Below are 9,481 nucleotides of genomic sequence, written 5' to 3'. Positions count from 1 at the left end.
CCACGGGGGCCGCCCTTCCCGCGGTGCCCGCCGCCCCCACGGCGCCCACCGTCTTCACGGCGCCCACCGTCCCCACGGGGCCCGCCGCCCCCACAGTGCCCGCCGCCCCCACGGTGCCGCGCCTGCCCATGGTGTCCCCCTCCCCCCTCACAGCAGGCCGTGTTCCCAGGCGATGCGCGCCGCGTCGAACCTGTTGCGCCCTCCGAGCTTCTTGATGGCCGCCGACGTGAGGTTGCGTACGGTGCCCGCCGCCAGGTACAGCTCGCCCGCGATCTCCTTCACGGTCGCGCCGCTCGCGGTCAGCCGCAGGACGTCGACCTCCCGCGTACTCAGGGACGACTCCTCCGCGCCGGCGGCACGCAGCAGCGAGGGGTCGACCGTCAGACAGCCCCCGGCGACGCCCATGAGCGTCGTGACGAGCTGCGGCAACCGGGCGTTCTTCGGCACCACGCCGAGGGCACCCGCGGCCACCGCCCGGTCCACGACGGACGCCGTCGCCGCCCCCACCATCAGTGCCACCCCGCACTTGGGGTGGAGGGCGCGCACCTCCGTGGCGATGCGCAGCGCCCGGCCGCCCAGCGTGGGCTCGCTGAGCAGCAGCACCGTGGGCCGGTGCCGTTCGACGGCCGGCAGCACGGCCTCGTAGGACGTGGCGAGACCGACCACTTCGAGTCCGTCGACGCCGTTGAGCGTCTCGGCGAAGGCTTCCAGGACGAGTTGGTGGTCGCCGGCGACGACCAGGCGTATGGACATCTCACATCCCCCGTATGGATGGACAGCACGACCGGCCGCGACGGCCGTCGGTTTCCCTCTCCCGCACGCGGCGTCAGCCGGTGCGGCGCGCGGCGCTCCGCGTGATCAGCAGCTTCTCGACCTCCTGAGCCGCCTTCTCCTGCTCCTCCGCGTCCTGGACCGCGCCGACGTCGAGGTGCACGGCGTCGGCCGGCAGGGCGGTGCCCACGACCACCGACATGGCGCGCATGGTCCGGGCCAGCCCCTCGGTGCCGTCGCCCGCCGGGACCACCACGACGCAGGCGGTGGGCGGGCCGAGGTCCGCGGCGATCTGTCCCGGCAGCGCGCGGAAGGTCTCCGGGCGTTCCGTGTCGGCCTGATAGGGCAGTGCCACCAGCCCGATGTCGGCCAACTCCTTGCACAGGAACGCCGCGTTCGTGGCGGCGTCGTCACCTCGTCCGGGGTGCCCCGCCCCGACCACGGCCACCGCTCCGCCCGCCGCGCACACCCGGGTGGCGATTCGACGGCCCACACCCGCGGTGGCGTCGACGACCAGGACGACGGAGCCCACCAGAGGCGGAAGTGTGTAGGTCGTTGGTTGGGACACCGGAACTCCCCAGCAGGTAGTGTGACGAATATGTGATCGACCGGCGGGGTGTCTTTCCGACTGTGGCGTCACCCCGTGTCCGACGTTCGTGCCGGGCAGGTGGGCGGAGACGAACGTCCTTATCCGTACGCGGGGTTCAGGGGGACACCACGTGGCCGAGGCATCACCGTTGGACCAGGAGGCGCTCGGTGTGTACCGCGCGATCCTGTTCCACAAGGAACATGATCCGGACAAGCTCGCCGAGCTTCTTGACATGGAGCCCGAGTGCGTGAAGGCAGCCCTGGAGCGGCTGTCCGGCCTGTCACTGCTGGCTCCGTCCCGGGATTCGCCCGGAGCGCTGCGCGCGGTGAACCCCTCGCTCGGCCTGAAGGTCCTGCTCCAGCGGGAGCAGGACGAGCTGGCCTGGCGCCAGCAGCGCATCGAACAGAACCGGGCGGCGCTCGCGGCCCTCGCGGCGGAGTACGGCGCTTCGGGCCGGTCCGGTCCGGACGGCACCGAGGAGCTCGCCAACGTCGACGACATCCGCATCCGCCTCGAGGCCCTGGCCGAGTCGTGCCGGCACGAGTCGCTGGCCTTCCACCCCGTGGGCGGACTGACCCAGGAGTCGATCGACGCGGCCCGCCCGCTGAACGAGGCGGCGCTCGCCCGGGGTGTCCGGTTCCGGTCGATCTACCTCGACAGCGTCACCAACGACCGGGTGACCAGGGCACACGCGCAGTGGATGGCGGAACGCAACAGCGAGATCCGTACGTCCCCGACGCTGCCCATGCGGTTGCTGATCGTCGACACGACCGCCGCGGTGGTGGCCGGCCTCCCCGGCCAGACGGGCCCCTCGGCGCTGCTCTTCAGCAGTCAGCCGGTGGTGCTCGCCATGCGGGCCCTGTTCGAGGCGTACTGGGAGCACGCGACCCCGTTCCATCAGGAGCACCCGCGCCGCGACGACGCCGGGGGTGAGCTCACGCCGCAGGAGCGCAAGCTGCTCCAGCTGCTGGCCTCCGGGCTCACCGACGAGGCGGTGGCGCGGGCGCTCGGCATCGGCGTGCGCACCGAGCGGCGGATCGTGGCCGAGCTGATGGAGCGGCTCGGGGCGTCGAGCCGGTTCGAGGCGGGGGTGCAGGCGACCCGTCGGCAGTGGATCTGACCGCGGCCGCCCGCTCCCGGGCCGGTGGTCGCCGCAGTGACCGCTCCGGTGGTCGCCGCAGTGACCGCTCCGGTGGTCGCCGCAGTGACCGCTCCGGTGGTCGCCGCAGTGACCGCTCCGGTGGTCGCCGCAGTGACCGCTCCGGTGGTCGCCGCAGTGACCGCTCCGGTGGCCACTCCGGTGGTCACCGCAGCGGCCACGGGATGTCGCCGGGCGCGTTCCCCGGCGCGACGGGCCAGGAGAAGTCGTCCTCGGAGTCCGGCGTGCCGGGGAGGTCCGGCAGCCCGCCGAGGAGCGGGCCGTCCTGCGGCGGGGCCGGCCACGAGAAGTCCAGCGGCGCGGCCTGCCGTCCCCGGTCCGTCTCGTCCGCCGCCTGGGCGGGCGCGGCCCAGGTGAGTCCGGCCAGCACGCCGGCGGCGAGGGTGACGACAGCGGTACAGCGCTTGGTGCGGTTCAAGGTGGTGCTCCATTCCATGCGTGGGTCAGTCTCTTCACGACGTTGCGCATGGAGCCGGTGACGCTTCAGCTCCCCCGGGCCGGTCCGCGTTCCCCGCGCTTTCCGGCCGCTGGGAAAAGAGAACCACTCGATCCCGCCTCCTGTCCGCTTTCGGCCAGGCCAGGAAGCTGCCTGGCAGGGAACTGCCGGTGCGCCGGAACGGGGGCGTCGCGGTACGGACGGGACCCGGGGCGGTGCCCGGACGTGCGACACCTTGCCAAACCTATCGTTTTTCGATAGATTTCCATCGTGGGTCGAGTGCCGCCGGAGCCGGAGGGGAGGGAGGGACCATGCCGATCGCCGTCGACATCGACGTGATGCTGGCGAAGCGGAAGATGTCCGTGGGTGAGCTCGCGGAGCGCGTCGGGATCACCCCCGCCAACCTGGCGGTGCTCAAGAACGGCCGCGCCAAGGCGGTGCGCTTCACGACGCTCGCCGCGCTGTGCGAGGCGCTGGAGTGCCAGCCGGGGGACCTGCTGCGCTGGGAAGCCGGGGACGGGGGCACCGCCCCGGACGGGAACGGCTGACGGACGGCTGACGGACGGCTGACGGACGCCGCCGAGCGGGCCGCGGGTGGCTACCGGCTGCCGCTCGGGCGCGATCCGGGAGAGGATCTGCGTGCCGGCACGTCCCGACCCGGAAGGACCCACCCCGTGATCGTCTTCGGCACCAAGGGATACCTCTACCAGCTGGCGATACTGACGCTGGTGTGCGCCCAGTGCGGCAACCCCGCCGCCCACACGCTCAGGAAGCGGGTCACGAAGTTCACGCTGTTCTTCGTGCCGCTGTTCCCGTTCTCCACGAAGTACGCGACGCAGTGCACCTTCTGCGGCGCCGAGCAGCAGGTGACCAAGGAGCAGGCGGAACAGCTCCGGTCGCAGGCCGACAGCGGCCGGGGAGGTCAGGGCGGCCAGGGCGGCCTGCCGTACGGGCGGTCGCAGCAGCCGCCGTACCAGCGGCCGTGACGGTCCTCCGCGTGCCGTCCGCCGACGTTGCCGGTTTCCGGCAGTCCTGACTACCCTCACGTTGCCGGACACCGCGCAGCGGGCGTGACCGGCAGGGGAGGCGCGGGGTGACGGGGCAGCGGGAGACGCAGGAGACGTATCTGACCGGGTACGCCGAGATCCTGGCGGCGGTCGCCGGCACCGGGCGCCGGCTGACCCGCGACGAGCTGGAGGACCGCCGCCGCCTCGGCGAACGGGCCGCGGAGGCGGGGCACAGCCTGCGCGGCCTCGTACGGCTCCACCTGGACGCCACACGCGCCGACTGGCCGAACGGGGCGGGAGGCGGCCCGGAGGCGACGCGGAACGTGCTCGCCGCCGTCACCCAGGCCGTCGACGCCTTCGCCGAGGGGTACGAGCGCGCCCAGCGTCTCGCCGTACGGCAGGAAGAGGCCGCCCGGCGGGAGTTCATCGACGACCTGCTGTACGGGCGCAGCGACCTGGGCCGGCTCGCCGAACGGGCCGAGCGCTTCGGGCTGGTCCTCTCCCGCGCCCACGCCGTCGCGGTGGCCCAGGGCCCCGAGGCCTACGACGACACCGCCCCGGTCACCCGGCTCGTGGAGACCGCGCTCATCTCCCGCTTCGGCGACCGACGCGTCCTGACCGCCACCAAGAACGGGCAGCTGATCTGCATCGCGCCCGGTGACGAGGACGACGTGCTCGCCTTCTTCGCCAAGCAGGCCTACGCCGCCACGGACGGCAGCCGGGTGGCCATCGGGCGCCCCCGGAGCGGCGCGGGCGGCGTGGTGCACAGCTACGAGGAGGCGCTGAGCACCCTCGAACTCGCCGAGCGGCTGGAGCTGGACGAGCCCGTGGTGCGCTCCGCCGACCTGCTGGTCTACCCGGTCCTCACCCGCGACCGGCAGGCCATGGCCGACCTGGTCCTGAGCGTGCTGGGTCCGCTGCGCGACGCCCGCGGCGGCGCCGAACCCCTGCTGCGGACCCTGGAGGCCTACTTCGACGCCGGCTGCACCGCGACGGAGGCCGCCCGGCGGCTGACGCTCAGCGTGCGGGCCCTCACCTACCGGCTCGACCGCATCCACCAGCTCACCGGGGCCAACCCCGTCGACCCGGTGCACCGCTACACCCTGCAGACCGCGGTCATCGGGGCCCGGCTGCTCGGCTGGCCCGGCCAGGAGATCTGAGCGGGCCTCGCCGGCGCCGACGGGGTCAGCCCGTGATCTCCACCTTGCCGTCGCGGGGGTCCGGGCCGCCCGGCCGGTCCGCGCCGTCCGCCGCCGGGGAGCCGCCCGCCGCTGTTCCGGTCGCCGTGGGGTGCTTCGCCGCGGAGTCCGTCGCCGTGATCCCCCTCAGCAGGGACGCCAGGTCGAGACCGGTGGTCGAGTTGAGCAGCTCCACGCCCTGCGCCACGTTGTCGGCGACCGTCCGCGACAGCCGGCTCGCGCCGTCCGTGGAGATGACCGTCATCTTGTCCACGGCCGCGAGCGGCTCGGACGCCTTCGCCACCACCTGCGGCAGCACCTCGACCAGCATCTGGAGCACGGCCGCGTCACCGTACCGGCCGAAGGCGTCGGCCTTCTTCACCATCGCCTCGGCCTCGGCCGCCCCCTTGGCGCCGATCGCGGCGGCCTCCGCCTCACCCTCCAGCCGTACGGCCTCGGCGATCGCCGCACGCCGGGAACGCTCGGCCTCGCCCTGCCTGAGCCCCTCGATGGCCTCCGCCTCGGCCAGCGCGCCACGCCGCTGCTTCTCGCCCTCACCGGTGAGCCGGGCCCGCTCGGCCTCCGCCTGGGCCGCGGCGATCTCTGCCGACCGCTCGGCCTCCGCCTGCTTCACCCGCGCCACCCGGCGGGCCTCCGCCTCCTGCTCGGCCGCGTAGCGCTGGGCGTCCGCGGGCTTGCGCACCTCGGTGTCGAGCTGGCGGTCCTTCAGCGCGGCCTGCCGCTCGGCGACCTTCTCCTGCTCGGCGAGGATGTCCTGCTGCCGGGCCGCCTCCGCGAGAGGGCCGGCGGCGTTGGCGCGGGCCGCCGCCTGGTCGGTCTCGGCCTTGATCTCGGCCTGCTTCAGGTAGAGCGTCCGCTGCGCGACCGCTATCTCCTCCTCGGCCTTCAGCCGCGCCTGCTCGGCGGCCCGCCGGGCCACGGCCTCGGCGATGTCGGCCTCCTGCCGGGCCCGCGCCGCCTCCGGACGGCCGAGGTCCTCCAGGTAGGAGCCCTCGGTGGTGATGTCCTGGATCTGGAAGGCGTCCAGCACCAGGCCCTGCCCGGACAGGCTCGCCTCCGCCTCCTCGGCGACCTGCCCGGCGAACGCGGCCCGGTCCCGGATGACGTCCTCCACGGACATCCGGCCGACGATCGCGCGCAGCGCGCCGGACAGCACCTCCTGGGTGAAGCCGACGATGCCGTCCTGCTGCATCAGGAACCGCTGCGCGGCGGCGCGGATCGCGTCCTCCGTGCCCCCGACCTTGACGATCGCGACCCCTTCGAGGTTGGCCTTCACCCCGCGCAGCGTGACCGCGCCGCGCACGGCGACCGGGATGTGCCGGGAGGAGAGGTCCAGGGTGAACCGCTGCTGCACGAACGGCACGACGAACACGCCGCCGCCGACCACGACCTTCTGGCCGCTGTTGTCGGTGAAGACGCGGCCCGTCTCCGGATCGGTGGACTTCTTGCCGCGCCGTCCCGTGACGATGAACGCCTCGCTCGGGCCGGCCACCTTGTAGCGGCTGACCACCACCAGCGCGAGCAGCACCAGGAGTACGACGACTCCCAGCACCGCGATGACGACAGGACTCATGACAACGCCCCCGATCACGGAGAGGAACAGAGAAGAACGAAGCAGAACCGAGAGGAACGGACGGGAACGGACGGGAACAGGCAGGAGGGCAGGGGGAGGTGGCAGGCCCGCTCAGCGCTCAGCGCTCAGCGGTCCGCCGGACGCACCGGTCGCACCACGACCGACGTCCCGGTCGGCACCGCCTCGACCCACACCTCGGTCCCCCGCGCCACCGGCTCCGCGCTGCGCGCCGCGCACTTCAGAGGCTGGCCGGCGAGCCGGAGCAGCACCTCGCCGTAGCCGTGCGCGGGGATGGCGGTCACGACCCTGCCGGACGTGCCGAGGAGGTCGTCCGTGCTGGGCGCGACGGCGGTCTGGTCGCGCATCAGCGCGCGGCTGAAGCGGTACGTCAGCCAGGCGGCCCCCACCCCGGCGACCGCGCCCGCCCCGGTGGCGCCCGCGGGCCCGGTCCAGCCGGTGCCGAGTGCGATGGCGCCACCGAAGCCGGTCATCGCCGTGAACCCGGCGACGACCGGCAGCGACAACCACCCCTCCAGGACGCCGTCCAGCGCTCCGTCGAACGCGCCGTCCAGCAGTCCGTCGAAGACCAGCGACAGGGCGAGCAGCACGACCCCCGTGACACCCAGTCCGAGAAACCAGGCCATGCGTGCCGTCCCCCTCTCGCCCGTCGCTGAGCTCCGGTGACAGGAATGGTCACACGGGGCCCCGGAGCGCGTCATTGCCGTACTCCGGCAATCTTTACGCGTCTTTAATGCCGCCCTCGCTCGCTCCGGGCACTCCCGGAACCACGCGCCGCGCCGGTACTGTCCTCTCTCACATGGGGAGCGTTCCGAATCAGGGCCGGGCGGGTGACGCGCACGCGCACATGGTGGTGTGCGGCGACGACGGGCTCGCGCACCGACTGGCCGCCGAACTGCGGGGTGTGTACCGCGAGCAGGTCACCCTCGTCGTCCCGCCCTCCGGCCGCCGGGTGCCCCAGCCGGTGGTCGGACGGGCCCGCGCGGCGGCGCTGCTGGACCGCGTGGTCAACGCGGCGGTCAACCGGGCGGGCAGCAACGAACAGGGCAACGGCCCGCAGGGGGGCGAGGGCGGACGGGGCGACGGCGGACGGGAACTGGAGGCCACCGAGCCCACCGACGAGGTGCTCATGGAGGCCGGGGTGGACCGCGCCACCGCGCTGGCCCTCGTGTACGACGACGACGAGACCAACATCCGCGCCGCCCTGACCGCCCGCCGGCTCAATCCCCGGCTGCGCCTGGTCCTGCGCCTGTACAACCGGCGCCTCGGCCAGCACATCGAGGAACTCCTGGACCAGAGCGCCGCGTTGGCGTCCGGCGGCGGTCAGGTATCCGGGCTCGGCGGCGTCGAGGCCTCGACGACCGTGCTGTCCGACGCCGACACCGCCGCGCCCGCGCTGGCGGCGACCGCGCTCGTCGGCACCAGCAAGGTCGTCGAGGCGGACGGACTGCTGCTGCGCGCGGTGGAACGGCAGCCGCCGCGCCCCGGTGAGGTGGCCGACCCGGGACTGTGCACCCTCGCGCTGCTGTCCGCGACGAGCAACGACCCGGCGGGGGCGGACGGTTCGGAGGACAGCGGCGAGCAGGGGCCGCGACTGCTTCCCGACGCGGCGGCGGTGGAGGCCGCCACCGGACGCGGCACCGTCGTCCTGGAGCAGGTCTCGTATTCCGGTCCGCCGCTGCCCACCGTGCGGGCCGGCGTGCCGCCCTTCGCGTCCCTGTTCTCGCGCCGGCTGCGGTGGTCGCTGGCCGGTCTGGCGGGCTGCGTGGTCGCACTCGCCGTGGCGCTCATGGTGGTCACCGGCGACCATCCGCTGCACGCGACATACGTGACGCTGCTCGACCTGTTCTCCATCAACGAGCCCGCGCACAACAAGGACACCGGCCGCCAGATCCTGCAACTGCTGTCCGGCTTCGTCGGGCTCCTGCTGCTGCCCGTGCTGCTGGCGGCCGTGCTCGAAGCCCTCGGGACCTTCCGCAGCGCCTCGGCACTGCGGAAGCCGCCGCGCGGGCTCGGTGGTCACGTCGTCCTGCTCGGTCTCGGCAAGATCGGCACGCGCGTGCTCACCCGGCTGCGGGAGATGGACATCCCCGTGGTGTGTGTCGAGGCCGACCCCGAGGCGCGCGGCATGGCGACCGCGCGGCGGCTGCGGGTGCCGGTGGTGCTCGGGGACGTCACCCAGGAGGGCGTCCTGGAGTCCGCCAAGGTCCATCGCGCCCACTCCCTGCTCGCGCTGACCAGCGTGGACACCACCAACCTGGAGGCCGTGCTGTACGCGCGCTCCGTACGGTCCGACCTGCGGGTGGTGCTGCGCCTGTACGACGACGACTTCGCGACCGCCGTGTACCGCACCCTGCGGGCCGCGCACCCCGGGGCGCTCACCCGGAGCCGCAGCGTGACCCATCTGGCCGCGCCCGCGTTCGCCGGGGCGATGATGGGCCGCCAGATCCTGGGCGCGATCCCCGTCGAGCGGCGGGTGCTGCTGTTCGCGGCCGTGGACGTGGGCGGGCATCCGCAGCTGGAGGGGAAGACGGTCGGTGAGGCCTTCCGGGCGGGGGCGTGGCGGGTGCTGGCGCTGGACGTCTCCGACGGGGGGCGGGTCGGGGACGCCGCGGGCGCCGGTCCCCAGGGGGTGCGGGAGTCCGGGCTGGTGTGGGAGCTGCCCGACACGTATGTCCTGCGGAGCGGGGACCGGGTGGTGCTGGCGGCCACTCGGCGGGGGCTGGCGG

10 protein-coding genes are annotated in these 9,481 nt (G+C 73.8%); 5 read left to right on the top strand and 5 right to left on the bottom strand.

Translation table 11 applies throughout. The features are described from left to right. Nucleotides 1-147 precede the first annotated feature (147 nt). Both KUM32_RS28570 and KUM32_RS28565 read right to left on the bottom strand, forming a co-directional pair. Nucleotides 148-753, bottom strand: coding sequence for a response regulator transcription factor (locus tag KUM32_RS28570; RefSeq protein ID WP_217144857.1), 606 nt, complete (start codon nucleotides 751-753; stop codon nucleotides 148-150). A gap of 73 nt (nucleotides 754-826) precedes the next feature. Continuing rightward, a complete protein-coding gene (locus tag KUM32_RS28565) occupies nucleotides 827-1,339 on the bottom strand; it encodes a hypothetical protein (protein WP_308408739.1) in 513 nt (170 codons plus the stop codon). 151 nt (nucleotides 1,340-1,490) lie between these two features. Here KUM32_RS28565 and KUM32_RS28560 point away from each other — a divergent pair, with 151 nt between their 5' ends. Further along, complete coding sequence (locus KUM32_RS28560) at nucleotides 1,491-2,480, top strand: helix-turn-helix transcriptional regulator (RefSeq protein WP_217144856.1); 990 nt, start codon at nucleotides 1,491-1,493, stop codon at nucleotides 2,478-2,480. Between the two features lie 184 nt (nucleotides 2,481-2,664). Here KUM32_RS28560 and KUM32_RS28555 read toward each other — a convergent pair whose 3' ends face one another. After that, a complete protein-coding gene (locus KUM32_RS28555; protein ID WP_217144855.1) occupies nucleotides 2,665-2,937 on the bottom strand; it encodes a hypothetical protein in 273 nt (90 codons plus the stop codon). Nucleotides 2,938-3,266: 329 nt separating this feature from the next. On the opposite strand from KUM32_RS28555, the gene KUM32_RS28550 reads away from it, so the two are divergent. The 3 genes from KUM32_RS28550 to KUM32_RS28540 all read left to right on the top strand — a co-directional run bounded on the left by KUM32_RS28550 (nucleotide 3,267) and on the right by KUM32_RS28540 (nucleotide 5,122). After that, nucleotides 3,267-3,503: a helix-turn-helix transcriptional regulator gene (locus KUM32_RS28550; RefSeq protein WP_217144854.1), complete on the top strand. Its 237-nt coding sequence runs from the start codon at nucleotides 3,267-3,269 to the stop codon at nucleotides 3,501-3,503. A gap of 126 nt (nucleotides 3,504-3,629) precedes the next feature. Then, entirely contained in the window at nucleotides 3,630-3,941 is a 312-nt protein-coding gene (locus KUM32_RS28545; protein WP_217144853.1) for a zinc-ribbon domain-containing protein, read from the top strand. Nucleotides 3,942-4,048: 107 nt separating this feature from the next. Further along, nucleotides 4,049-5,122 carry a helix-turn-helix domain-containing protein gene (locus tag KUM32_RS28540; protein ID WP_217144852.1) on the top strand — a complete coding sequence of 358 codons (1,074 nt, stop codon included), beginning with the start codon at nucleotides 4,049-4,051 and terminating at the stop codon, nucleotides 5,120-5,122. Nucleotides 5,123-5,147: 25 nt separating this feature from the next. Here KUM32_RS28540 and KUM32_RS28535 read toward each other — a convergent pair whose 3' ends face one another. Next, nucleotides 5,148-6,734, bottom strand: a complete 1,587-nt coding sequence (locus tag KUM32_RS28535; protein ID WP_254406268.1) for a flotillin family protein — start codon at nucleotides 6,732-6,734, stop codon at nucleotides 5,148-5,150. Between the two features lie 125 nt (nucleotides 6,735-6,859). Beyond that, complete coding sequence (locus KUM32_RS28530) at nucleotides 6,860-7,378, bottom strand: NfeD family protein (protein ID WP_217144851.1); 519 nt, start codon at nucleotides 7,376-7,378, stop codon at nucleotides 6,860-6,862. 221 nt (nucleotides 7,379-7,599) lie between these two features. Here KUM32_RS28530 and KUM32_RS28525 point away from each other — a divergent pair. Further along, a partial coding sequence (locus KUM32_RS28525) for an NAD(P)-binding protein (protein ID WP_217144860.1) occupies nucleotides 7,600-9,481 on the top strand: 1,882 nt, incomplete at its 3' end.

The sequence above is a fragment of the Streptomyces sp. AC627_RSS907 genome (genome assembly GCF_019049165.1).
The sequence above is the reverse complement of the archived record's forward strand: the minus strand, read 5'-3'. Positions and strand labels throughout refer to the sequence as shown.

Excerpts from the sequence above, each read along its gene's own strand:
- KUM32_RS28530 (WP_217144851.1), bottom strand. The coding sequence starts at position 7,378 with ATGGCCTGGTTTCTCGGACTGGGTGTCACGGGGGTCGTGCTGCTCGCC.
- KUM32_RS28550 (WP_217144854.1), top strand. The coding sequence starts at position 3,267 with ATGCCGATCGCCGTCGACATCGACGTGATGCTGGCGAAGCGGAAGATG.
- KUM32_RS28570 (WP_217144857.1), bottom strand. The coding sequence starts at position 753 with ATGTCCATACGCCTGGTCGTCGCCGGCGACCACCAACTCGTCCTGGAA.
- KUM32_RS28535 (WP_254406268.1), bottom strand. The coding sequence starts at position 6,734 with ATGAGTCCTGTCGTCATCGCGGTGCTGGGAGTCGTCGTACTCCTGGTG.